The organism is Pseudarthrobacter sp. SL88, from assembly GCF_026672455.1.
GTDB lineage: Bacteria > Actinomycetota > Actinomycetes > Actinomycetales > Micrococcaceae > Arthrobacter.
In genome coordinates this window covers 110,438-135,274 of the sequence record NZ_JAPPRD010000001.1, presented here as the reverse complement: position 1 = coordinate 135,274, position 24,837 = coordinate 110,438, and the positions used below count along the sequence as shown (strand labels likewise).

At 67.0% G+C, this 24,837-nt stretch carries 19 protein-coding genes; 13 read left to right on the top strand and 6 right to left on the bottom strand.

Annotation, left to right across the window (positions count from 1 at the left end; translation table 11 throughout):
* Nucleotides 1-28 precede the first annotated feature (28 nt).
* Both OVA06_RS00565 and OVA06_RS00560 read right to left on the bottom strand, forming a co-directional pair.
* Nucleotides 29-403 carry a VOC family protein gene (locus OVA06_RS00565; protein WP_268155527.1) on the bottom strand — a complete coding sequence of 125 codons (375 nt, stop codon included), beginning with the start codon at nucleotides 401-403 and terminating at the stop codon, nucleotides 29-31.
* Between the two features lie 83 nt (nucleotides 404-486).
* Nucleotides 487-1,695 carry an ROK family protein gene (locus OVA06_RS00560; RefSeq protein WP_268155526.1) on the bottom strand — a complete coding sequence of 403 codons (1,209 nt, stop codon included), beginning with the start codon at nucleotides 1,693-1,695 and terminating at the stop codon, nucleotides 487-489.
* A gap of 91 nt (nucleotides 1,696-1,786) precedes the next feature.
* Between OVA06_RS00560 and OVA06_RS00555 the strand changes: the two genes are divergently transcribed.
* The 7 genes from OVA06_RS00555 (at nucleotide 1,787) to OVA06_RS00525 (ending at nucleotide 10,528) form a co-directional block, all read left to right on the top strand.
* Nucleotides 1,787-3,064, top strand: coding sequence for an ABC transporter substrate-binding protein (locus OVA06_RS00555; RefSeq protein WP_268155524.1), 1,278 nt, complete (start codon nucleotides 1,787-1,789; stop codon nucleotides 3,062-3,064).
* Between the two features lie 37 nt (nucleotides 3,065-3,101).
* Nucleotides 3,102-4,043, top strand: coding sequence for a carbohydrate ABC transporter permease (locus tag OVA06_RS00550; RefSeq protein WP_442793500.1), 942 nt, complete (start codon nucleotides 3,102-3,104; stop codon nucleotides 4,041-4,043).
* Nucleotides 4,040-4,927: a carbohydrate ABC transporter permease gene (locus OVA06_RS00545; RefSeq protein WP_268155520.1), complete on the top strand. Its 888-nt coding sequence runs from the start codon at nucleotides 4,040-4,042 to the stop codon at nucleotides 4,925-4,927. The genes OVA06_RS00550 and OVA06_RS00545 overlap by 4 nt, the downstream gene beginning before the upstream one ends.
* A gap of 49 nt (nucleotides 4,928-4,976) precedes the next feature.
* Nucleotides 4,977-6,695: a glycoside hydrolase family 13 protein gene (locus OVA06_RS00540; RefSeq protein ID WP_268155518.1), complete on the top strand. Its 1,719-nt coding sequence runs from the start codon at nucleotides 4,977-4,979 to the stop codon at nucleotides 6,693-6,695.
* Between the two features lies 1 nt (nucleotide 6,696).
* Nucleotides 6,697-7,473, top strand: a complete 777-nt coding sequence (gene ppgK / locus OVA06_RS00535) for a polyphosphate--glucose phosphotransferase (protein ID WP_268155516.1) — start codon at nucleotides 6,697-6,699, stop codon at nucleotides 7,471-7,473.
* Nucleotides 7,474-7,704: 231 nt separating this feature from the next.
* On the top strand, nucleotides 7,705-9,618 hold the full coding sequence (locus OVA06_RS00530) for an amylosucrase (protein WP_268155514.1): 1,914 nt from the start codon (nucleotides 7,705-7,707) through the stop codon (nucleotides 9,616-9,618).
* 52 nt (nucleotides 9,619-9,670) lie between these two features.
* Nucleotides 9,671-10,528, top strand: a complete 858-nt coding sequence (locus tag OVA06_RS00525; protein ID WP_268155512.1) for a prephenate dehydratase — start codon at nucleotides 9,671-9,673, stop codon at nucleotides 10,526-10,528.
* 13 nt (nucleotides 10,529-10,541) lie between these two features.
* On the opposite strand, the gene betT is transcribed toward OVA06_RS00525, so the two are convergent.
* Nucleotides 10,542-12,740: a choline BCCT transporter BetT gene (betT, locus tag OVA06_RS00520; RefSeq protein ID WP_268160562.1), complete on the bottom strand. Its 2,199-nt coding sequence runs from the start codon at nucleotides 12,738-12,740 to the stop codon at nucleotides 10,542-10,544.
* 219 nt (nucleotides 12,741-12,959) lie between these two features.
* On the bottom strand, nucleotides 12,960-14,858 hold the full coding sequence (locus OVA06_RS00515) for an FAD-binding monooxygenase (protein WP_268155510.1): 1,899 nt from the start codon (nucleotides 14,856-14,858) through the stop codon (nucleotides 12,960-12,962).
* Nucleotides 14,859-15,117: 259 nt separating this feature from the next.
* On the opposite strand from OVA06_RS00515, the gene OVA06_RS00510 reads away from it, so the two are divergent.
* The 6 genes from OVA06_RS00510 to OVA06_RS00485 all read left to right on the top strand — a co-directional run bounded on the left by OVA06_RS00510 (nucleotide 15,118) and on the right by OVA06_RS00485 (nucleotide 21,634).
* Nucleotides 15,118-16,620, top strand: coding sequence for a fumarylacetoacetate hydrolase family protein (locus tag OVA06_RS00510; RefSeq protein WP_268160560.1), 1,503 nt, complete (start codon nucleotides 15,118-15,120; stop codon nucleotides 16,618-16,620).
* Complete coding sequence (locus tag OVA06_RS00505; RefSeq protein WP_268155508.1) at nucleotides 16,613-17,299, top strand: GntR family transcriptional regulator; 687 nt, start codon at nucleotides 16,613-16,615, stop codon at nucleotides 17,297-17,299. Before OVA06_RS00510 ends, OVA06_RS00505 begins: the two co-directional genes overlap by 8 nt.
* 30 nt (nucleotides 17,300-17,329) lie before the next feature.
* Entirely contained in the window at nucleotides 17,330-18,841 is a 1,512-nt protein-coding gene (hpaE, locus tag OVA06_RS00500; RefSeq protein ID WP_268155506.1) for a 5-carboxymethyl-2-hydroxymuconate semialdehyde dehydrogenase, read from the top strand.
* A gap of 110 nt (nucleotides 18,842-18,951) precedes the next feature.
* The gene (hpaD, locus tag OVA06_RS00495; RefSeq protein WP_268155504.1) at nucleotides 18,952-20,046 is read left to right on the top strand and encodes a 3,4-dihydroxyphenylacetate 2,3-dioxygenase; all 1,095 of its coding nucleotides are present in this window, start codon (nucleotides 18,952-18,954) and stop codon (nucleotides 20,044-20,046) included.
* 2 nt (nucleotides 20,047-20,048) lie between these two features.
* Nucleotides 20,049-20,834 carry a 2-oxo-hept-4-ene-1,7-dioate hydratase gene (gene hpaH / locus OVA06_RS00490; RefSeq protein ID WP_268155501.1) on the top strand — a complete coding sequence of 262 codons (786 nt, stop codon included), beginning with the start codon at nucleotides 20,049-20,051 and terminating at the stop codon, nucleotides 20,832-20,834.
* On the top strand, nucleotides 20,819-21,634 hold the full coding sequence (locus OVA06_RS00485; RefSeq protein WP_268155498.1) for an HpcH/HpaI aldolase family protein: 816 nt from the start codon (nucleotides 20,819-20,821) through the stop codon (nucleotides 21,632-21,634). The genes hpaH and OVA06_RS00485 overlap by 16 nt, the downstream gene beginning before the upstream one ends.
* Before the next feature lie 99 nt (nucleotides 21,635-21,733).
* On the opposite strand, the gene OVA06_RS00480 is transcribed toward OVA06_RS00485, so the two are convergent.
* Entirely contained in the window at nucleotides 21,734-21,913 is a 180-nt protein-coding gene (locus OVA06_RS00480) for a hypothetical protein (protein ID WP_268155496.1), read from the bottom strand.
* Nucleotides 21,914-22,107: 194 nt separating this feature from the next.
* On the bottom strand, nucleotides 22,108-24,816 hold the full coding sequence (locus tag OVA06_RS00475) for a PEP/pyruvate-binding domain-containing protein (protein WP_268155494.1): 2,709 nt from the start codon (nucleotides 24,814-24,816) through the stop codon (nucleotides 22,108-22,110).
* Between the last annotated feature and the right edge of the window lie 21 nt (nucleotides 24,817-24,837).

Sequence of the window (24,837 nt, the reverse complement as noted above, 5' to 3'; positions counted from 1 at the left end):
CGGGGTCGACGCTCCAGGGTTCCGGGCGCTACGGGTCCAGGCGCCTGCGCAGGAGGCAGAACTCGTTGCCCTCCGGGTCCTGCAGGACGTGCCAGTTTTCGTCGCCGGTTTGCCCCACGTCGGCGGGCCGGGCGCCCAGGGCCAGCAGGCGTTCCAGTTCGGCGCCCTGGTCCCGGTCCACAGGATTGACGTCGATATGCAGCGGCAGCCGCCCGGTGCGCGGATTGCTGCTGGGACTCAGGATGATGGTGGGCTGCAGTCCGCCGAAACCGGACGGAGGCCCGATCTCGATGGAGCCGTCTTCGCGGTCGAGCTCCTCGTAACCGAGCACTCCGCACCAGAACCGTGCCAGCAGCTCCGGATCGTTGCAGTTCAGGACCAGTTCACTGATGCGGCATGACATGGTGGCCAGTGTACGGGCTGGCAGACCCGAACCGGCCGATTTCCCGCAGCGGCAGTGCCCCGGGGCAGGGCAGGGCAGGTGGGTCAGGGGCGGGTTGCCCGCGGCAGGAACGCCGTGGGATCGCGCCTGAACTGCGTCAGGGCCGCTTCAATGGCTCCGTGGACCACAGCTTCCGCTCCGAAGGTGCTGGCAACGAGGTCCGGAAGTGGCAGGCCGGAGTTTGCCGGCAGCAGTGTGCGTGCGTGCTCCAGGACCGGCTCAATGGCGCGCGAGATCCCACCCGCTATGACCACCCGTTCGATATCCAGGAGGCTGGAGAGCACCACGGCGATCCGCGCCAGCCGGGTGCCAAGCCGGGCGATGATGTCCCGCGCCAGCGGATCCCCCTCGCGGGCCGCCTGGAACACATCCTCCGCAGTGATGTCCTCCTCGGAGATCCGGCGCAGCGACGTGTCTCCGTCATAGGAACGGACCAGCGTGCGCGCCCACTTCCGGGCCAGCGCTCCGAACCCGTCCGAGGTTCCTTCTTCAGGTTCGAGCTTGCTGTCCGAAAGAATGTCCAGGAACCGCATTTCGCCGGCGCCGCCCCTGCGTCCGCGCAGCAGCCGCCCATCGACGATCAGGCCGGCACCGAACCGCTCCCCCGACAACAGGGTTGCCACGTTGGCTGACGGCTCCTGCGCGTGCTCGGCGATGGCTGCGAGGTTGGCGTCGTTTTCGATGGTGACTGCGCCCTCAAGGTGCTGGTCGAACCCGGAATTCATCAGCTGCCAGAATTCACCGGCCCCGGGGGACCTGCCGTCCGCGTCCACCGGCGCGGGTACTCCCACTACGGTCAGCAGCACGTCGCCTGCCTGGCAGGCTGCATCAGCCAGCGCCTGGTGGATCAGCTCCCGGGCGCCGGCAACGCGGCCGGCGCGCCCCAGCGCATGGGAGTCGATGCTTTGGCGCCGCTTGGCGAGCTCACGGCCGCGCAGGTCGGCGACGATGGTGGTGAGGTGGCCTTCGCCGGCGTCGAGCCCCACCACAACCCCCGCGGCCTCGCGCAGCCGGTAGCGGCGCGCAGGCCGGCCTTTGAGCGCACGGCCGGCCTCGCCGCCGTCGGTCACTTCCTCCAGCCAGCCGGCGTCAACCAGGCCGTCACAGACGCCCAGCACGGTGGCGCGCGTGAGCCCGGTGGCACCCATGGCCTCCCCCGCCGTGAACACCTGCTCCTGGAGGGCGAAGCGCAGCAGCGCCCCGGAGTTGATCTGCCGTAACAGTTGCGTCGAGCTCGCCGTAGTTCCGTCCACCCCTTGACGATAGCCCCTGCGTCCCCCATCCTCGTATAGGACCTAAATATAAGATCCAAATCAATTCTGATTGACCCCCTCTGAGGAGCCGATGTTGCCACCTTTGCCGTCCGCCGGGACACGAGTCTCCCGGCGCACTTTCCTTGCCGCCGCCGGAGGCTCTCTGGCCGCTTTCGGGCTTGCGGCGTGCAGCCCGGCCGAAGCCCAGCCCACCATCACGTTCCACCAGTCCAAACCTGAAGCGGCCCCCTACTTCCGCGACCTCACGGCGAAATTCACGGCGTCGCAGGACCGATTCCGCGTTCTGCACGACATGGCAACGAACCTATCTGCCAGCTTCGTCCGCAGCAGCCCGCCGGATCTTGGCTGCCTCAACTACAACCTGGAGATGGCGCGGTTCATGGAGCGCGGCGCCCTATCGGACCTGGCCGACCTTCCGCAAGCGGCATCCATCCGCGGCGACGTCCTCGACCTCACCAACTGGTACCCCACCTACCCGGGCCGCACCAGCGTCATCCCCTATTCGGTCATGGCGGCGTCGGTCATCTACAACCGGCGCATCTTCGAGGCGAACGGCCTCCCGGTACCCACCACCTGGGACGAACTCATTGACGTCTGCGAAAAGCTCAAGGCCGCGGGGATCACTCCGATCTACGGCACCTTCCGGGATCCCTGGACCATCGCCCAGGGCCTGTTCGACTACACCGTGGGCGGGATGGTCGATGTGCGCGGCTTCTACCAGTCCATGCACGAGGCGGGCGAGAAGGTTGGACCGGATTCCGAGGTCTCATTCCAGAAGACGCTGCTGGAACCTGTCCGCCGCATGGTCCAGCTCAAGAAATACGTCAACGCCGATGCCGCCAGCCGCGGCTACGGGGACGGCAACACCGCCATGGCGCAGGGGCAGGCAGCCATGTACTTCCAGGGGCCGTGGGCCTTTGGCGAAATCGAAAAGGCCGGCACCGATGTGGACCTTGGCACCTTCCCCCTGCCTGTGACCGACAACCCCGCCGACCTCAAGGTACGCGTCAACATCGACCTTTCACTCTGGGTCCCCGAGGTCTCGAACGGACAGCAGGGGGCACGCGCCTTCATCCAGTACCTGATGCAGCCGGAGATCCAGGACACCTACAACGCCAAATTCCTGGGCTTCGGAACGGTCAAGGATGCCCCGCCGGTCACCGACCCGAGGATCGTGGAAATGCAGAAGTACTACGACGAGGGCCGCTTCTACATGGGTGCCTCACAGTTCATCCCCAACACGATTCCCGCCGCCAACTACATCCAGTCGATCATCGGCGGCGCCGATGCCGAGGCCACCCTGCGCCGGATGGACGCCGACTGGGCGCGCCTGGCATTCCGCGCGTAACCACCCAACAGACCAAGGCACGAAACGAGGACCATCCATGTCATCAATGACGAGACCTTCCACCGAGGCGGTGGTGACATCGCCCCCAGCAGCGGCAAACCCGCCACGGACGCGTAAACGCAGGGTTGACCCGCTCTACTACTTCTTCCTGTTCCCGTCCCTGGCGATCTTCACGCTCGCAGTCACGCTGCCTGCCGTGCTGGGCTTCGTCTACAGCTTCACCAACTCCGTGGGGTTCGGCGACTTTGAATTCATCGGCATCCGGAACTTCATCGCCGTGTTCCGGGATGACGGAATCCTTGGATCCTACGGATTCACGCTCGCTTTCTCGCTCGTGACGGTCATCCTGGTGAACGTTGTGGCCTTCTTCCTGGCCCTGGGGCTCACGTCCCGCATCCGCTTCCGCGCCGCGCTGCGTACCGTGTTCGTGATCCCGATGGTGATATCCGGCATCGTCATCGCCTTCGTGTTCCAGTACCTCTTTTCGAATTCGCAGCCGCTGGCGGGCCAGAGCCTGGGCATCGAGCCGCTCGCCACGAGCATCCTGGCCAACCCCGACCTTGCCTGGCTGGCGATCGTCCTGGTCACGGCATGGCAGTCGATTCCGAGCGCCATGCTGATCTACATCGCAGGGCTCCTCACCGTTTCCCCGGAGGTCTACGAGGCAAGCTCCATCGACGGAGCAACCCCCTGGCACAACCTCCGGCACATTACCCTGCCGCTGGTGGCCGGGTACGCCGTGATCAACACGGTCCTCGGCTTCAAGAACTACCTCAACACCTACGACATCATCGTGGGCCTGACCGACGGCGGCCCCGGAGTCTCCACGCGCAGCGTCGCCATGGCGATCTTCCGCGGCTTCGAAGGCGGCGATTACGCCTACCAGATGGCCAACGCCGTGATCTTCTTCCTGATCAGCGTCACCATCGCAGTCATCCAGCTCCGCTTCACCCGTGGCAAAGGAGGGATCGCAGCATGAGCACCGCGACCCGCACCATCCCAGCAAACCCGTCGGCCACCGGGAAGCGGCGGTTCGGCGGCGGCCAGGAGCGCACCAACTGGCCGGCAACCGCCATCCTGATCGTCTGCACCCTCGGCGTGCTCGTCCCGTTGTACGTCACCGTCAGCATGGCGTTCAAGACCACCGGACAGGCCGTCGACGGCAACGCATTTTCGCTGCCCAGCCCCCTGACCTTTGACAGCTTCGTCCAGGCCTGGACCCTGACGAACTTCTCCCGCGGCTTTGCGATCTCCGTCTTCGTGTCCGTCATTGCGGTGGTCGGGGAGATCGTGGTGTCGGCGCTGGCAGCCTACGCAATCGTCAGGAACTGGGACCGCAAGCTCTTCCGCTGGTCCTTCTTCTACCTGCTCGCGGCAATGTTCATCCCGTTCCCCGTGGTGGCGCTGCCGCAGATCCAGCTCACGGGCCTGGTGGGACTCGACAACCCCCTCGGCGTCGCCATCCTGCACATCGTTTTTGCCCTGGCCTTCAACACCATGCTGTTCACGGCCTTCCTGCGCTCCATCCCGCTCGAGCTGGAGGAAAGCATGCGCATGGATGGCGCGGGGACGTGGCAGGTGTTCTGGCGGCTCATCTTCCCGCTGCTCGGGCCCATGAGCGCCACGGTGGGCATCTTCGCCTTCATCGCCTCCTGGAACGACTTCATGATGCCCTCGCTCATCATCTCCGACCCCGAAATGCAGACCATTCCGGTACTGCAGAAGATCTTCCAGACGCAGTTCAGCAACAGCTACAACGTGGCGTTCGCCTCGTACCTGATGGCCATGGCGCCCGCCATCGTGGTCTACCTGTTTACCCAGCGCTGGGTCATGTCCGGCCTCACCCAGGGCGCCGTCAAGTAACTTCTCCGCCCGGACCCACCCACAGAACACCAGACGTAAAGGAACCTTCGTGACCACCACCGCCATCACGGCACCCCGCACCGCCGCCACCTTCCAGGACGATCCCAACTGGTGGCGCCAGGCCTCCGTCTACCAGATCTATCCCCGCAGCTTCTCCGACTCCAACGGCGACGGCATCGGCGACCTCAACGGCATCACCGCCAAGGTCCCGTACCTGACGGAACTGGGCGTCGACGCGGTTTGGCTGAGCCCCTTCTACCCCTCCGCCCTTGCCGACGGCGGCTACGACGTGGACGACTACCGCAACGTGGACCCCAAGCTGGGCACCCTTGAGGATTTCGACGCCATGGCCGGCGCCCTGCACGCGGCAGGGATCAAGCTGATCGTTGACATCGTGCCTAACCACTCCTCCGACCGCCACGAGTGGTTCCGGGAAGCCCTGGCCGCGCCCAAGGGGTCCGCGGCCCGCAGCCGCTACATCTTCCGCGACGGGCTGGGCGAGAATGGTGAACTGCCGCCGTCGGACTGGGACTCGGTCTTCGGCGGCCCGGTGTGGGAGCGCATCACCGAACCGGACGGGACACCGGGTCAGTGGTACATGCACATCTTCGCCAAGGAACAGCCCGACTTCAACTGGGACAACCCGGAAGTCCGCGCGGACTTCCTGGAGACCCTCCGCTTCTGGTCCGACCGCGGCGTGGACGGCTTCCGCATCGACGTCGCCCACGCACTTACCAAGAACCTCGAGGGGACCCTGCCCTCCAAGGCTGACCTCGACGCCCGGGGCGAGGCGCTGTACCTTGCCGGCGAGCACCCGTACTGGGACCGCAACGAAGTCCACGGGATCTACGCCGAGTGGCGCACGCTCTTCAACGAGTACAACCCGCCGCGCACCGCCGTCGCCGAGGCCTGGGTGCACGCGGACCGCCGTGCCAGGTACGCCAGCCCGGATGGACTGGGCCAGGCCTTCAACTTCGACCTCCTGCAGGCAGACTTCGACGCGGGACAGTTCCGCAGGACCGTCACCAAGAACCTCGCCGAGGCCGAAGCATCCGGCGCCTCGTCCACGTGGGTTTTCTCCAACCACGACGTCGTCCGGCACGCCACCCGCTACGGACTTCCAGTGTCCGAATCTTCGGCGGAGGGGGAGATCATGGCCGGCCAGGCCGGCAAGCGCTGGCTGCTTGAGGGCGGCCGGCAGGAAGATGTGGACATCGAGCTTGGACTGCGCCGCGCCCGCGCCGCGTCGCTGCTGATGTTTGCCCTCCCGGGCTCCGCCTACCTGTACCAGGGCGAGGAGCTGGGCCTGCAGGAAGTCGGCAGCGAAATCCCCGACGCAGAGCGCCAGGACCCGTCCTTCTTCCGCAACAAGGGCGTCGAAATCGGCCGCGACGGCTGCCGCGTCCCGCTGCCCTGGAGCGCAGGCGGCAGTTCCTTCGGGTTCGGTCCGGGCGGCTCCCACCTGCCACAGCCCGAATGGTTCGCGGGCACCTCGGTGGAAGCCCAGGAAAACCGGGAAGACTCCACCCTGTCCCTCTACCGCCGGGCGCTGTCCCTGCGGTGGGAACTGCAGTCAGCCGAGACCCTGGAATGGCTGGAAACCGGACGGGATGACGTGCTGGCCTTCCGGCGGCCCAACGGCTGGACCTCGGTAACGAACTTCGGCACCGCGCCGTTCGCGCTGCCCGCCGGCCGCCTGCTGGTGGCCAGCTCGCCCGCGGAAAACGGTGAACTGCCCGGAGCGGCCACCGCCTGGCTGCAGGCCTAGCGTGGGGTTCGGGCTGGGGATCGACGTCGGCGGGACCTGGATTAAAGGGGCTGCCGTCAACCTTGACAGCGGCATCCCTGCCGGCGCCGTGCGCCGGCTCCGCACACCGGCGGGCGGCACTGTGGAAGCCGTCGCGGACACCCTGGACCGGCTGCTCGGCGAGCTCGAAACTCAGGCACCACTATCTCCGGACCGGCCCATCGGCGTCGCCATCCCTTCGATTGTCCGGAACGGGGTGGCGGCGTCCGCGGCAAACATGGACCGCAGCTGGATCGGGCTTGATGCCCGGCCCTTCCTCGAGGCCCGGCTGGGCCGTGCCATGTGCGTGGTCAACGATGCTGACGCTGCGGGCCTGGCGGAAGTCCGTTACGGGGCGGGGCAGGACGTCTCCGGCACGGTGCTGGTCCTGACCCTGGGAACCGGCATCGGATCGGCACTCATCGTCGACGGCAGGCTGGTGCCCAACCTCGAGCTGGGCCACCTGGAAGTGGGCGGCCGCAAGGCGGAATCCCGGGCGTCCGCCCTTGCCCGCGAGAACGAGGGTCTTGGCTGGCCCGAGTACGCCGTCAGGCTGCAGCAATACCTGCAGCACGTGGAGTTCCTCTTCTCACCGGACCTCATCATCCTGGGCGGCGGCATTTCGGCGTGCAGCAGCGAGTTCCTCCCCCGGCTGTCCCTGCGCACCCCGGTGGTCCCCGCCGCGCTGGAGAATTCCGCCGGAGTGGTGGGCGCCGCCCTGTACGCCGCGGCAGGGCGGGATGCGCGGCTCCGCGCCTGATCCCGAACCGGTACACGTCGCAGGGCCGCTGAATTTCCCCTGGCTTGGCCCGCGGCGCAGGGCGGACGACGGCGCGTTGCCGGGACACGCCGTCGTCCGCCCTGAAAGGTGGGGAAAGTCAGCGTCCCGCACCTGCCGCGCCACGCCCCAAAATGTGACGTGGCATACTTCGGTACAAAAGTCGGCTGCTTCATTCAGGGCACGCCCGGCGTCAGCGGAAAGGGCCGTGACATGCAGGAATCCGTCAGCGTGGAGGGCAGCCCGCGGCAGCAAGTTCTGGCAGCACTGGCCAGCGAACACGCTGCCGGTCTCGCCGCGGACCCTGACTTCCAGCGGCGGCTGGACCGGTACCTCCCGCTGCTGACCGGCCTGTTCCGCCCGCTGTACGGCACCCGGGCGGACTGGCAGGACCAGCTGGCAGCCCTGGTGGTCCAGGCCGCCCGGTCCTGGCAGGAGCGCGCCCCGGAACTCAAAGCCCTGGACACGGAGCGGGAGGCAAACCCGCACTGGTTCCAGTCCAATGGCATGCTGGGCGGCGTCTGCTACGTGGACCGCTACGCGGAGAGCCTGGAAGGGGTGCGCAGCAGCATCCCCTATTTCAAGGAACTCGGCCTCACCTACCTGCACCTGATGCCGCTGTTCCTGGCGCCCGAGCCGCATTCGGACGGCGGCTATGCGGTGTCCAGCTACCGGCAGGTCAACCCCAAACTGGGCACCATGGAACAGCTGCGTTCGCTGGCTGCCGAGCTGCGCAGCAACGGAATCAGCCTTGTGGTGGACTTCATCTTCAACCACACCTCGGACGAACACGAGTGGGCCCGGAAAGCCGCCTCGGGCGACCCGGAGTACAGCGACTATTACTGGATCTTCCCGGACCGGACCATGCCCGACGCCTTCGAGCAGGACGTCCGGGAGATCTTCCCCGAGAACCACCCGGGGTCCTTCATCCGCATGGAGGACGGCCGCTGGGTGTGGGCCACGTTCCACACCTACCAGTGGGATTTGAACTATTCGAACCCCGACGTGTTCCGGGCCATGGCGGGCGAGATGCTGTTCCTGGCCAACCAGGGCGTGGACATCCTGCGCATGGATGCCGTGGCGTTCATCTGGAAGCAGCTGGGCACCACGTGCGAGAACCTTCCCGAAGCGCATACTCTGCTCCGGGCCTTCAACGCGGTGTGCCGGCTCGCGGCGCCGTCGCTGCTGTTTAAGTCGGAAGCGATCGTGCACCCGGACGAGGTGGCGCTTTACATCGACCCCGCCGAATGCCAGCTCTCCTACAACCCGCTGCAGATGGCGCTCATCTGGGAATCCCTGGCCACCCGGGATGTGTCACTCCTCGCCCAGGCGCTCGAACGCCGGCACAAGATCCCGGACGGCACCGCCTGGGTGAACTACGTCCGCAGCCACGACGACATCGGGTGGACCTTCGCCGACGAGGACGCCGCCGAACTGGGCATCAACGGCTTTGACCACCGCCGCTTCCTCAATTCGTTCTACGTCAACCGGTTTCCCGACAGCTTCGCACGCGGCGTCCCGTTCCAGGACAACCCCCGTACCGGGGACTGCAGGATTTCAGGGACGACGGCGTCGCTGTGCGGCCTGGAGGACAGTCCGGCGGAAGCGGTGGAACGGATCCTCCTGGCCCACTCGGTCCCGTTCAGCACCGGCGGCATCCCGTTGCTCTACCTGGGCGACGAGGTGGGGCAGGTCAACGACTATGGCTACGCGGGCGAACCCGGCCACGGGGAGGACAGCCGCTGGGTGCACCGCCCGCACTATCCGTCGGAGCAGTACAAACTTCGCAACGACCCCTCCACGCCCGCGGGTGCTGTCTACGCGGGGCTGCGCCGGATGACGGAAGTCCGGGCCGGCACCCCCGAACTGGCGGGCACGCAGCTGATCGACTTCGCCACGCACAACCGCTCGGTGCTGGCGTACCAGCGGCCCGGCGCTTCTCCGGAAAGCACCCGGGTGCTGGCCCTGGCCAACTTCAGCGACTCCGCCCAGGACCTGCCGGCGGAAACGTTCGGCGGGTTCGCCCCGGCCGCCGTCGACCTTCTCTCCGAAGCTGCGGTGCAGCTGGACGGGGGCGTCACGCTCCTCCCCCGGCAGTACCTCTGGCTGCGCGTCACTCCCCTGTAGTATCCGCGGCCCGTTTTCGTAACGGGCCGCGGCGCGTGAAACCATACGGACCATGGCCCAAAAGATTGCGTACCAGGGTGAGCCCGGCGCCAACTCCAATATCGCGTGCAAGCAGATGTTCCCCCACATGGACAGCGTCCCCTGCGCCAGCTTCGAGGACGCCTTTGAACTGGTCTCCAGCGGTGAGGCGGACCTGGCCATGATCCCCATCGAGAACTCCATCGCCGGCCGGGTGGCGGACATCCACATCCTGCTGCCGCAGTCCAACCTGCAGATCGTGGGCGAATTCTTCCTGCCCATCCACTTCGACCTGCTGGGTATCCCGGGCAGCACCATCGAGGGTGCCGCCGAGGTCCACAGCCACATCCACGCCCTGGGCCAGTGCCGGAAGCTCATCCGCGAGCACGGCCTCAAACCCGTCATCGCGGGCGACACCGCCGGGTCCGCCCGCGAGGTGGCGGAGTGGAACGATCCCCGCAAGCTTTCCCTCGCTCCCCCGCTGGCCGCCCAGATCTACGGCCTCGACGTTCTCGCCTCCAGGGTGGAGGACGATCCCTCCAACACCACCCGCTTCGTGGTCCTGGCCCGGGAAACCGCGCTGCCCGCCAGGGACGAACTTCCCGGCCCGGCAGTGACCAGCTTCGTGTTCCGTGTCCGCAACGTTCCGTCGGCCCTGTACAAGGCGCTGGGCGGCTTCGCCACGAACGGCGTGAACATGACGCGGCTGGAGAGCTACATGGTGGGCGACGAGTTCGCGGCCACCATGTTCATGGCCGACGTCGAGGCGCACCCCGAGGACACTCCGCTCCGGCTGGCGCTCGAGGAACTGGACTTCTTCACCACCGAGGTGCGGATCCTTGGCGTGTACGCGGCAGCGGACCACAGGGCGGACCGGACCCCGGCGGCCTGAAGCCAGGGCTGACTCAGGCTCCGGTCCTATTCCGCGCGCTGGCCGTCCCCGGGTCCACTACTGCCATGCTGCCTGTGGCCACTGGCGGGGTGAGTACTGACGCAAAGTCGTGCTGGGTGGAGTAGGTGAGGAAGCCCAGGTGCGCCTCGTAGCGGTCCAGGACGTCGTCAATCACCTGCTGGTGGGACAGACCCATGAGGTCGTACCCTTCGGATCCTGTCTGTGCGAAAACCTCCACCCGGTAGTAGATGTCCGTCTGCCGGGACATTCGCCCGCCAAACATGGGCACCGGCGCTTCCACCGCCTGCACCTGGTAATGGAAGTCGCGGTGCTCCGGAATGCTGACTACCAGGGCGTGGCTGGAAATGCCGGCATCCGGGTTCGGCACCACATCCAGGGTGGCGTGGTACCCCTGCCTGGTGAACTCCTTGACCACATCCGCGAGCGCCGGCTGCACAGTGCCCTCCATGAAGAGTGCCACCTGCTTTTTGGACGGGTATGCGCGCATGTTGGCCAGCCGCTGCCGCCAGGTGCGGTCCGGCACCTGCCCTCCGTGCGCCGCCGTTGACTGCCGCCGCAGGACCTGCCCTTCGCGCTCGGCGCGCTCCATCCGCAGGGCCTTGGAGAATGACGCCATCACAAGCCACGCGATGATCGTCACCGGCAGGGCGAAAATGAGGGTGGCGTATTCCATGGTGGTCACGCCGCCGGCCACCAGCATGGCGATGGTGAGCAACGCCGTCAGGACCGCCCAGAAGATGCGCAGCCATTTCGCGCCGTCCTGCGAGGGATCGGGTATCGATGAGGAGAAGTTGGACATCACCATCGCGCCGGAGTTGGCGCTGGTGAGGTAGAACAGCATGCCGGACAGCGTGCCCAGCCCGATCAGGAAGCTGGCGCCCGGGAACATGTTCAGCAGGGCGTACCAGCCCTCCTCCGGGCTGGCCATGGCGAGCTGCGCGAATTCCGCGTTCCCGCCCAGGACCTTGTGCATGGCGCTGTTGCCGAAAATGCTCACAATCAGGAAGTCGCACAGCACCGGGGCGGTGATGGCGGCAATGACGAATTCCCGCAGGGTCCTGCCCCGCGAAATCCGGGCCAGGAACAGGCCGACGAACGGACCCCACGCAAGCCAGAAGGCCCAAAAGAAGAGGGTCCAGCCGGCCATCCATTCCGAGCCGCCGTCCTGGTAGGCGAACGTCTGCAGGGTGCGGTCCGGCAGCGTGAACAGGAACCGGCCGATGTTTTCGACCATGGCATTGAGCAGGAAGGACGTCTGCCCGGTCACCAGGATGTAGAGCAGCATTGCCGCTGCGCTCCAGATGTTCAGCTCGGAGATCCAGCGGATGCCTTTGTCCACGCCGGAGGTGCACGCGGCCACGGTGAGGATGACAGCCACAACCACCAGGGCGATCTGCAGCGCCAGGCCCTCCTGCAGGCCGAACAGGATGGCGAAGCCGACGTTGAGCAGCACCACGCCAATGCCCATGGACGTGGCCACGCCGAAGACCGTCCCTACCAGGGTGACGATGTCGATGGTGTCTCCGACGCCGCCGCGGACGCGCTTCCCGAGCAACGGATACAGTGCTGCGCGGATGGACAGCGGCATGCCCCAGCGGTAGGCGAAGTACCCCATGGCCATGCCGAGGAGCGAGTACATGGCCCAGCCGGCAATGCCGTAGTGGAACATGGTCCACACCACGGCGTCCTGGGCCGCGGCCGCCGTCTGCCCTTCACCGGCGGGTGGTTTCATGTACTGGGTGATGGGGCCGGTCACGGAGTAGAACAGCATGTCGATGCCCACCCCGGCTGCGAACAGCATGGCCACCCAGGTGAAGAGTTTGTACTGCGGCCTGGAGTGGTCCGGGCCAAGGCGGACTGAGCCTTCCTTGGACAGCGCCACCCACAGGACGAATCCGATCACGACCGTGACAGTGAGGACGTAGAACCAGCCCACGTTCGTGGCGATCCAGGCCACCACTGTCTTCATGGTGGCCTGCGCGCTGGCCGGCACCAGCATGGCCCAGACAGAAAACGCCAGGATCATGGCTGACGCGATGACGAGCACCCGCCAGTTCACCTTTGGCTTGGATTCCTCGGCGAGCTCGGCCTTGGCCTTGCTCAGTTCCTGGCTGGAAACGGGCGGGCGGTTCTCCCCATCAGGAATGGGCCGCCGCCGTTCGGTGCCGCCAAGCTGGCTGCGCGGGATCATCGCTTTCGGTTGCTGGTCCCCCGGGCTGTTTTCCAATTCTTCGGCCAATGAAGTCCTCCTCCGATCGGCAGCGGGCCGGCCGGGCACCCGTGGCGGGTGGCCGCAGAAGACCCCGGTCCGGAAAAGGAGGGAGGGCCGTGCACAGAGGGGCACTCGCCGAGCGGGCTGCATGCCAATGGTAGTACACGACCCCCCACCTCTGGCAACCGGTTGCCTGCCTTAGACCTCTGCGCGCTGACCCGCCGCCAGGAGGGGAGCGAAGAACTCGGCGAGCTCATCCACCGCACCGAGCGGCAGGACATTCGCGACGTACTGGTCCGGGCGGACCACCACCACGGCGCCGCTGCGGTCGATGCCGCGAAGCTCGAAGATGTCCGCAGCAGGATCGGTGGCGTAGACCTTCTCGTAGTCGGTGAGCCTGAACGGGCCCACCTGCGGCTTGAAGACCGCGGGCACGGCACCGATGTCGACGGCGGTGTGCGGCTGCTGGTAGATGACCTTCAGGTCGAACCACGCGTCCGGGTCGGCGTCCGGAGGCGTTGCGGCCAGCGGTGATTGCGGCGAGGCCGCGAACCACGCTGCGAGCTTGTCCGCGGCTGAGCCGGTGCCGGGCAGGGCGGCGTCGGCGAAGACGTAGATCCGCCAGCGGCCATCAGCGGTGGCGTGGTGGCCCAGGTGCAGGGGGTTGGTGTCGCCCACCCGGACCACGCGGGCGGACTTGAAGCGCTTGCCCACGGGGAATCCGCTGGCCAGTTCCTGGTGGTCCGCGGAGCCCGTCACTACCGACGGCGTGTACTGGGTCATGAACCCGGCCGGGAACTCGGCTGTGCGGACGTAGAAGTCTTCAAGGTCTGACGGGTTTTCGAACTCCTCCGGCTTCTTGGCCATCATGGTGGACCATTCCTTGTCGAAGTCGATGAGGTTCCTGGCCACCACCTGGCGTTCTTCGGAGTAGGTGCTGAGCAGGTTTTCCGGGCTGCGGCCTTCCAGGACGTGGCCCAGTTTCCAGGCGATGTTGAAGCCGTCCTGCATGGAGACGTTCATGCCCTGGCCCGCTTTGGCGCTGTGCGTGTGGCAGGCGTCGCCGGTGATGAACACCCTCGGGGTGCGGGTGCCGCGCTCCTCCGGCAGGACGTCGTCGAACCTGTCCGTAAGCCGGTGGCCCACCTCGTACACGCTGTGCCAGGCAACATTCCGCACGTCCAGCGTGTAGGGGTGGAGGATTGCGTTGGCCTTGGCGATGATCTGCTCGATGCTGGTGCTGCGGACCTCGTGATGCGTGGCGGGGTCCACTTCCCCCAGGTCCACATACATGCGGAACAGGTGGCCGCCTTCGCGCGGGATCAGCAGGATGCTGCCCTCGGCGGCCTGGATGGCACATTTTGTGCGGATGTCCGGGAAGTCCGTCACGGCGAGCACGTCCATGACACCCCATGCGTGGTTGGCCTGATCCCCGGCCATGGTGCAGCCGATCGCCTGGCGCACTTTGCTGCGGGCGCCGTCGGCCCCCACCACGTACTTGGCGCGGACCACCCGGTCCTTGCCCTCGTCCGGGCCGGCGGTGTTCCGGAGCGTGACGGCAACCGGGTAGTCGCCGCCACGGGCCACCTCAAGTCCCACGAAGTCGTAGCCGTAGTCGGGCTTCATGCGGGTGGGCGCGTTGGCCATGTACTCGGCAAAGTAGTCCAGCACGCGGGCCTGGTTCACGATCAGGTGCGGGAATTCGCTGATGCCCATTTCGTCGTCGACGGCGCGGGCGGCGCGGGCAATGTTGGCATGGTTGGCCGGGTCCGGCTTCCAGAAGGCCATCTCGGTAATCCGGTAGGCCTCGGCGATGATCCGTTCGGCAAAGCCGAAGGCCTGGAACGTCTCTACGCTGCGGGCCTGGATGCCATCTGCCTGGCCAATGGCGAGCCTGCCGGGGCGGCGTTCCACGATGCGGGTGGTGATATTGGGGAACCGGGACAGCTGCGCCGCCGCCAGCATCCCGGCGGGGCCGGTGCCAACGATCAGCACGTCAACCTCGTCCGGAAGGTCCTCGGGCCGATTGAGTCCGACGCCGGCCGCGGGCTGGACACGCGGGTCGCCGGATACATAGCCGTGGTGATGGAACTGCACGGGGTTACCTCACTTCGTTGTGGGCGGATGACCGCTGCGTCATCTCGTGGACCAAAGCCTGTGAATGCGTTCTATATGAGAACACTACATTCGATAATAGAAACTTAAGAGCTGGCTTCCACTGTACGCCGCCTGTGACGGAGGCTACAAGTAGTTCCCGGAACGCTGTGCTGATGCCCGGAAATTCAGGGGTTGACGGCGGGCTGCAGGATGGAGAATAGTGATCGTATACGATTTCGTACCTGATGAGGAGAAGGTCTTGGAGCAGGTCAACGGCGACACCCTGGCAGCAACCCGCAAGGTGATCGCGGTGCACATCAACTACCCCAGCCGGGCCGCCCAGCGGGGCCGCACCCCGGAGCAGCCGTCGTACTTCCTCAAGCCCACCAGCTCGCTTTCCCTGGGCGGCGGAACAGTGGAGCGCCCGGCCGGTTGCGAACTGCTCGGCTACGAGGGCGAGATCGCTTTGGTCATCGGGAAGGCCGCCCGCCGCGTCAGCCTCGAGGACGCCTGGAACCACGTCGCCGCCGTCACCGCCAGCAACGACCTCGGCGTCTACGACCTCCGGTACGCGGACAAGGGCTCCAACCTGCGCTCCAAGGGCGGGGACGGCTTCACTCCCGTGGGCCCGTCACTGATCCCGGCAGACGCCGTCGACCCCGCCAAGCTGCGCATCCGCACCTGGCACAACGGCCACCTGGTCCAGGACGACACCACCGAAGACCTGCTCTTCCCGTTCGCCCGCCTCGTCGCGGACCTGTCCCAGCTGCTCACCCTCGAGGAGGGGGACATAATCCTCACCGGCACCCCGGCCGGCGCCTCCGTGGCCACGCCCGGTGACGTCCTGGAGGTTGAGGTGGGCACCATTGACGGCGCCCTCACCACGGGACGCCTGGCCACCACAGTTGAACAAGGCACGACGGCGTTCGCGAACTTTGGTGCCCGGCCCAAGGCTGACGACCTGCAGCGGGAGGAAGCCTACGGTTCCCGCGAGGCCGCCGGCCTGGCGGGCGTTGGCGAGGCACCCGGGGCGGGGGCCGCCGTCGGGCCTGCCCTCTCCCCCGAACTGAAAGCCAAGCTCGGGTCCGTGGCAACAGCCACCCTGTCCTCGCAGCTGCGCAAACGCGGGCTGAACAACGTCAGCATCGACGGGCTGCAGGCCACCCGCCCGGACCGCAAGGTGGTGGGCCTGGCCCGGACCCTCCGCTACGTCCCCAACCGCGAAGACCTCTTCAAGACCCACGGCGGCGGGTTCAACGCCCAGAAGAAGGCCATCGACTCCGTCAACGACGGCGAAATCCTGGTCATGGAAGCCCGCGGCGAGAAAGGCACCGGAACCGTAGGCGACATCCTGGCCCTCCGCGCCCAGATCCGGGGCGCCGCCGCCATCATCACCGACGGCGGCGTCCGCGACTTCACCGCCGTTGCCGGCCTGGAGATGCCCACGTACTTCGCCAACCCGCATCCCGCCGTGCTGGGCCGCCGCCACATCCCGTGGGACACGGACATCACCATCGCCTGCGGCGGCGCCACCGTGCAGCCCGGCGACATCATCGTGGCCGACTCCGACGGCATCCTGGTGATCCCACCGGCCATCGCCGAAGAACTCGCGGACGACTGCATCCGGCAGGAACGGGAAGAAACGTTCATCTTCGAGATGGTCAAGCAGGGCAACAGCGTGGACGGCCTCTATCCGATGAACGCCGAATGGCAGGCCAGGTACGTGGAGTGGGAAGGCAAGGAAGGCAACGCCGATGACTGAGACAGCAGTGACCGGCGTGCCGGAGCTTTCCGACGCCTCCGCCGGCAGCAAGTCCGAGCAGGCCTACCAGGCCGTCAAGGCCCGCATCGTGGAGGGCACCTTCACCCCTGGCTACCGGCTGGTCCTGAGCATCATCGCCAAGGACCTCGGCGTCAGCGTGGTCCCTGTCCGTGAAGCCATCCGCCGGCTCGAGGCCGAGGGGCTGGTGACGTTCGAGCGCAACGTCGGCGCCACCGTGGCAGGCATCGACCCCACCGAGTACCTCTACACCATGCAGACCCTCAGCATCGTGGAAGGGGCAGCCACCGCGCTGTCCGCACCGTTGATCGACGGGCCGGCCATCGCCCGCGCGCGCGCCATCAACGAGGAGATGCGTGACTGTCTGGGCCACTTCGACCCCGTCCGGTTCACCAGGCTCAACCAGGATTTCCACTCCGTACTGTTTGAGCACTGTCCCAACCCGCACATCCTGGACCTGGTCCACCGCGGCTGGAACCGGCTCGCGGCGCTGCGGTCTTCCACCTTCCGCTTCGTGCCCGGCCGCGCCCTGGGCTCCGTCCAGGAACACGAAAACCTGCTGACGCTCATCGAAAACGGAGCAGACGCCGACACAATCGAAAAAGCAGCACGCCAGCACCGCACCGCCACGTTGGACGCTTACCTCGCCCAAACCCGTTAGCAAGCTCAGCACCAGTAAAGGACTTCAACGATGACGACCTCAACAGAAACTGCCAAGCACTACATTCCCGAGGACCTGCCCACCCACATCCAGCACTACATCAACGGCCAGTTCGTTGACTCAGTGGGCGGCAAGACCTTCGACGTCCTGGACCCGGTGTCCAACACGAACTACGCCACCGCCGCGGCCGGCCAGAAGGAAGACATCGACCTCGCCGTGGCCGCCGCCCGCGAAGCGTTCGTAAATGGCCCCTGGCCCAGGATGAAGCCGCGCGAACGCGCCAGGATCCTGAACCGGATCGCTGACGCCGTGGAGACGCAGGAGGGGCGCCTCGCCGAACTCGAAACCTTCGACACCGGCCTGCCCATCACCCAGGCCAAAGGCCAGGCACTTCGCGCGGCCGAGAACTTCCGCTTCTTCGCGGACCTGATCGTGGCCCAGTTCGACGACGCCATGAAGGTCCCCGGCTCGCAGATCAACTACGTGAACCGCAAGCCGATCGGCGTCGCCGGCCTGATCACCCCGTGGAACACCCCCTTCATGCTCGAGTCCTGGAAGCTCGCCCCTGCCCTGGCTACCGGCAACACCGTGGTCCTCAAGCCAGCCGAGTTCACGCCGTTGTCCGCATCCCTTTGGGCCACCATCTTCAAGGAAGCCGGCCTCCCGGACGGTGTGTTCAACCTGGTCAACGGCCTGGGCGAGGAAGCGGGCGACGCCCTGGTCAAGCACCCGGACGTTCCGCTGATTTCCTTCACCGGCGAGACCACCACCGGCCAGACCATCTTCCGCAACGCCGCCACCAACCTCAAGGGCCTGTCCATGGAACTCGGCGGCAAGTCCCCGTGCGTCGTTTTCGCCGACGCGGACCTGGACGCCGCCATCGACTCGGCCCTGTTCGGCGTCTTCTCCCTCAACGGCGAGCGCTGCACCGCCGGCTCCCGCATCCTCGTGGAACGCGCCATCTACGACGACTTCTGTGAGAAGTACGCCGCCCGGGCCAGGAACATCGTGGTGGGCGACCCCCACGACCCCAAGACCCAGGTGGGCGCCCTGGTCCACCCCGAGCACTACGAAAAAGTCGCTTCCTACGTGGAGATCGGCAAGTCCGAAGGCCGGCTCCTGGCCGGCGGCGGCCGCCCGGACCACCTCCCTGACGGCAACTACATCGCACCCACGGTGTTTGCCGACGTCGCCCCCGACGCGCGGATCTTCCAGGAGGAAATCTTCGGACCCGTCGTGGCCATCACCCCGTTCGAGAATGACGACGAAGCCCTCGCCCTCGCGAACAACACCAAGTACGGCCTGGCGGCCTATATCTGGACCCAAAACCTGACCCGGGCCCACAATTTCTCCCAGAACGTCGAAGCCGGCATGGTGTGGCTGAACAGCCACAACGTCAGGGACCTCCGCACCCCGTTCGGCGGCGTCAAGGCCTCGGGCCTGGGGCACGAGGGCGGCTACCGCTCCATCGACTTCTACACCGACCAGCAGGCCGTGCACATCACCCTCGGCAGCGTCCACACCCCCAAGTTCGGCGCCTAAGCACCACCCCGCCCAACTGACTCGCAGTTGTTGTCGTTATGGGCCCCCAAAACGACATCTGCTGCTACCCAGTTGGGAAAGAACCCACCTTTCAAAGAAGAGAGAATCCCATGACCAACTTCGTCCCCACTCCCACCGTCCCGGCCCCGGACATCGTCCGCTGCGCCTACATGGAAATCGTGGTCACCGACCTCGCCAGGTCCCGCGCGTTCTACGTGGACGTCCTGGGCCTGCACGTCACCGAGGAAGATGGGAACAACATCTACCTGCGCTCCTTGGAGGAGTTCATCCACCACAACCTGGTCCTCCGCCAAGGCCCCATCGCCGCCGTCGCAGCATTCGCCTACCGGGTGAAGTCGCCCGCCGAAGTGGACGCCGCCGAAGCCTACTACCGCGAACTCGGCTGCCGCGTGGAGCGCCGCAAGGACGGCTTTACCAAGGGCATCGGCGACTCCGTCCGCGTTGAGGACCCGCTGGGCTTCCCCTATGAGTTCTTCTACGAGACCGAGCACGTGGAACGCCTCACCCAGCGCTACGACCTCTACTCCGCCGGCGAGCTGGTCCGCCTGGACCACTTCAACCAGGTCACCCCGGACGTCCCCAAGGGCCGCAAGTACCTCGAGGACCTCGGCTTCCGCGTCTCGGAAGACATCAAGGATTCGGACGGCGTCACGTACGCCGCGTGGATGCACCGCAAGCAGACGGTCCACGACACGGCCCTCACCGGCGGCAATGGCCCGCGCATGCACCACGTCGCCTTTGCCACGCACGAGAAGCACAACATCATCCAGATCTGCGACAAGATGGGCGCCCTGCGCATCAGCGACAGGATTGAACGCGGTCCCGGACGGCACGGCGTGTCCAACGCGTTCTACCTCTACATCCTGGACCCGGACGGCCACCGCATCGAGATCTACACCCAGGACTACTACACCGGCGACCCCGACAACCCCACCATCACCTGGGACGTCCACGACAACCAGCGCCGCGACTGGTGGGGCAACCCCGTGGTCCCCTCCTGGTATACCGAAGCTTCCCTGGTCCTGGACCTCGACGGCAACCCGCAGCCCGTCATCGAACGTGAGGAAAAATCCGAGATGGCGGTCACCGTGGGCGCCGACGGCTTCTCCTACACGCGCAAGGCCGACGGCGACGGTCCGGACGCCGGGGACAGGACCGGTTTCAAGCTGGGGGCGCAGCTGTAGCCATGCTGGAGCCCACGACGATTGAGGCCATCGCGGATGAGCTGCTGGAAGCCGCGCGGACCCGCACCCCTGTTCCCCGCCTGACGGCACGCTACCCGGACATGACGGTGGAGGACTCCTACGCCGTCCAGCAGTTATGGCGCCGCCGCAACGAGGAAGCCGGCCGGACCCTGGTGGGGCGCAAGATCGGCCTCACGTCCAAAGCCATGCAGGCCGCCACCGGCATCACCGAACCGGACTACGGCGCCATCTTCGACGACATGGTCCTCGAAACCGGCTGCTCCGTTCAGTGGGACCGTTACACCCACCCGCGCGTGGAGGTGGAGCTGGCCTTCGTTCTGAAAGACGGGCTCAAGGGCCCCGGCTGCACCATCTTCGATGTCCTGAACGCCACTGACTACGTGGTCCCGGCCCTCGAAATCCTGGACTCCAGAATCGAAATGGAGGGCCGGACCATCGTGGACACCATCTCGGACAACGCCGCCATGGGCGCCATGGTGATCGGCGGACGCCCAGTTAAACCGGACGCCGTGGACCTCCGCTGGGTCTCCGCCATCCTCTACAAGAACCAGACCGTGGAGGAAACCGGAGTGGCCGCCGGCGTCCTGGACCACCCCGCCAACGGGGTCCACTGGCTCGTCAACAAGATCGCAGCCCATGGTGACGCCCTGAGAGCCGGCGACATCATCCTCGCCGGTTCCTTCACCCGCCCGCTCTGGGCCTACAAGGGCGACACCGTCCACGCAGACTACGGACCCCTGGGGAGCGTGACATGCCGCTTCGAATAGACCACACCTTCCGCGATGCCCTGGCCGCACAACAACGCGACGCAGGCCGCCCGCTCGCCGGGATGTGGGTGTGCTCCGGCAGCCCGCTGATCGCCGAGCTCTGCGCCGGATCCGGCCTGGACTGGCTCCTGGTGGACGCCGAGCACAGCCCCAACGGGCTCGAATCCATCCTCGCCCAGCTCCAGGCCATCCACGGCTACCCGGTTCAGACGCTGGTCCGGCCACCGGTCAACGACACCGTGGTGATCAAGCAGTACCTGGACCTTGGCGTGCAGAACCTGCTGATCCCCATGGTCAACTCGGTCGCCGAGGCCGAAGCCGCGGTGGCCGCCACCCGCTACCCGCCGCAGGGCGTCCGCGGCGTCGGCTCGGCGCTGGCCCGGGCCGCACGGTGGAACCGGGTCCCGGACTACCTCGCCCGGGCCAACGGCACCATCAGCGTTACCGTCCAGATCGAATCCACCGCCGCAGTCGAAGCAGTCGAAGACATCCTGAAGGTGGACGGTGTCGACGCGGTCTTCATCGGCCCCTCCGACCTCGCGGCCTCCATGGGCCTGCTGGGACAGCAGGAACACCCCGAGGTGCGTGCCGCCGTCGAGCACTGCCTCGCCGCTGCCAAGGCTGCCGGCAAGCCTGCCGGTGTCAACGCCTTCAACCCCGACACCGCACAGCACTACCTCGACAAGGGAGCAGACTTCATCCTGGTGGGCGCCGACGTCGCCCTCCTCGCACGGGGCTCCGAAGCCCTCGTCGCAAAGTTCATCCAAAAGCCCGACGGCGAAACCAAGGCCAGCTACTGACCAGCTACCGGCCAGCGCGGCAGGGCAGAGTGCCCGGCGCAGGTCAGCCGACGCGCGTGTAGCTGAGCTTCGTCTCCCCTGCCGCGCCGCCGGGAAGGGTCACATACGTGCCCTGGGCTTTGCTGGCAGTTTCAGGGAAGTCTTCCGGGTGCGGGACATGCTGCCCTCGGGGCGCGGCGAAGCCTCCTGCCCGGCGGGCAAGGTGACGTAGCTGCCGCCGCGAGGGACGGCGGTGGCTTCGATTGCGCCGGCTTCGATGAGGTAGGACTGCAAAGTCATGGTGTTCTCCTGCTTGGTGGGGTGGCGGCAGCAAGCACCACATGCCCAGTTCCCGCGCGGCTGTGGCGGCAGCAGGAGACGTTGTTGCGCTGGGCAGGTGGTGCGGTGTGCCTGGATCCGGGGAGGAGTCACCCGGCAGTTTTTCTTAGGACTTCGCCGGCCTGGAACCGATCCTACGGCTTAATATGAGCTGTTCACAATAACTTTTTTGTTGATGACGCGGCAGCATCGGCCACGGCGGGGTCTGCCGGCAGGACAGTGACCGTGCCGGCGTCCCCGTCCACCAGGACCTGCTGCCCGGTGGTGAGCCGTTGAGTGGCCACGCCGGTGCCGAGGACGGCCGGGATGCCGTATTCGCGGGCAACGATGGAGCTGTGGCTCAGCGGGCCGCCCACATCGGTTACCACCGCCGAGGCCATGGCGAACAGCGATGTCCAGGCGGGCGTGGTAATCCGTGCCACCAGGACATCCCCCGGCCGCATTTGGCCGAAATCCCGGGGCCCGGACAGCACGCGGGCGGGTGCGCTGACCCGGCCCGAGCTCGCACCGACACCCTTGATGACGTCCCCGCTCTGGTGCTGCGACCCGGCCGGCATCCATGAGCCGAAGGACCGCTCCATCCACCGGCTCTCCGGGAGCATCTGCGGGGCATTGGCTTTCGCCTGGCCCCGCCACAGCATCCGCCGTTCCTCGACGGCGTCGGCGCGGACAGGGCGGGCAGTTCCGGTGATGGCCACGGCTGCAGTACCGGCCGCCTGCGTGCCGGGTGCAGCGAGCCCGAACTCGACGGCGCTCTGCAGCTCCTGGAACCGCAGCCAGAACACGTCCTCCGGGACAGTGATCACGGAGGCGGCCACCAGCCGGTGCCCGAGTTCGAGCAGTGTCCGCCGCAGCAGCGGCCAGGCGAGTCCGACGTCGGCGAGGGCGTCCTCCCGGATCGGAGCCGTGGCCTGGGCCCACCGCAGCAGACGGAAGAACACGGCGCGCCGGCGGGGTCCCAGCCGGGCCGCGGCATCATGGGTCAGTTCTTCCCGGCGCCCGGTCAGGAGCCGTTGGCGCTCATGCGGATCGGTGCCCTGGCCGCGCAGGTAGAACTTCACCGTCTCCAGCAGGGTGGCGGGGTCGTCGGCCGGGACCGGGGTGGCGAAGTCCAGGTTGTAGACGGCGTGGCCGTAGAGATCCAGATGCTCCTGGAAGGCGAACCGCCACTCCTGCCACAGGACGTCGTCCACCCCGGCCGGCGGCGAACCGGTGCGATGGCACCCGGCGAGTTCCGCCGTCGGCCGTTCCAGCAATACCGATGTGAGCCCGGGGTCGCTGCGTGCCCAGCCGGCAAGGTCGTAGAGCGACTTCTCGGCGCGGATGGGCTCGCTGTCGAAACCGAGGAGCAGCGCCTGCGCCGGCGGATCTCCGTCCCGCCGGACCAGCTTGTCGTAGAACGCCCGGAACGAGAGCTCACTGGTGGCTGCGAGCGGAATGATGGACTGCACGGCGGTGTAGTAGACGGTCCCGGCGTCCAGCAGCGACTGCGCACCGGCCAGCAGTTCCTCGCCGGACAGCTCCAGCAGCGGCTTCGCGGCCCAGTCCTTAACCACCCGCTGGTACCTGGGGTGCGAGTATTCGCGCCAGCCGGCCACGCCCATATGCGCCTCGCCGCGGAACAGGGCGCGGAAGGCTGCCGGCGATTTGGCCATCATCCGCCACATGCCGGAGTTGCGGTAGTAGTAATAGGCGTAGCCGTTGACGGTGGGCAGCCGGACGTCGCCCTCGCGGACGGCTCCCTTGCCCACCGCCCCGGCCAGAAGGGCCTGCAGCGACCTCGCCACGGAGCCGTCAATGAAGTCGGCGAACAGCGGCGTCAGCGGGTCCGGCAACTGCTCCACGATGCTGGCCCGGAAGTACATGCCCTTCGGGTAGGGCAGGGGCCAGGTGTCCGGGATGTCGGCCGCCGCCGCCGGCAGGGCGGTGATGGGACGGGACTGCAGGATGAAGAAGCTGCCGCCGGCACGCGCCCATTCGATGTCCTGCGGCATCCCGAAGTGCTCCGCAATCCGCCTGCCAAAAGCGGCCAGTTCGGCAGCGGCGGGGTCGTCCAGGACGGGCGCACGACGGCGGGCTGCCGCCACCGGCTGCTCCCGGGTCCCGCCCTCCGCGTATACGGTCATGACGGATTTGTCGGCCGTCTGGCGCGAGAGCACCTTCCCCGTGGCCGCCTCCACCACCACGTCATCGGTGCTGACGGTCCCGCTGACCACCGATTCGCCGAGCCCCCAGGCGGCACTGATCACTGCCTGGTCGCGCCGGCCGTTCGCGGGGTTGGCAGTGAACATCACGCCGGCCGCCTCGGCTTCCACCATCTGCTGGACCACGACGGCGAGCCGCACCTGGCCGGGCAGGACGCCTTCGCGGGCCCGGTACGCCATGGCGCGCGCCGTCCAGAGCGAGGCCCAGCAGTCGATGACCGCCTTCGTGAGGGCCTCGAATCCACGGATATTCAGGTAGGTATCCTGCTGCCCGGCGAAGCTGGCCGAGGCCAGGTCCTCCGCGGTGGCTGATGAGCGGACCGCCACCGGGACGTCCGCTCCGCCGAGGAGCCCATAGGCGCCGGCAAGTTCGTCCCGCATCCCCCCAGGCAGGGTGCCGCCCGTGAACATGGCACGGATCCTGTCGGAGGCAGCCGCATAGTCGCCGGGCGCAGCGTTCGGGGGCACCGCGGCCAGGCGCTGGATGCCGTCCCCCAAGCCGTTGGCGTTGACGAATTCGGCGTAGGCATCGGTGCCCAGCACGAATCCCGGCGGAACCGGCAGCCCGGCGCGGATGAGCCCGGACAGGCCAAGAGCCTTGCCGCCGGCAGCAGCCAGATCGCCGTTTCCCACATCGCTGAGACCGTTGATATATGGCATGACCGCACGTCCTTGCTGCCC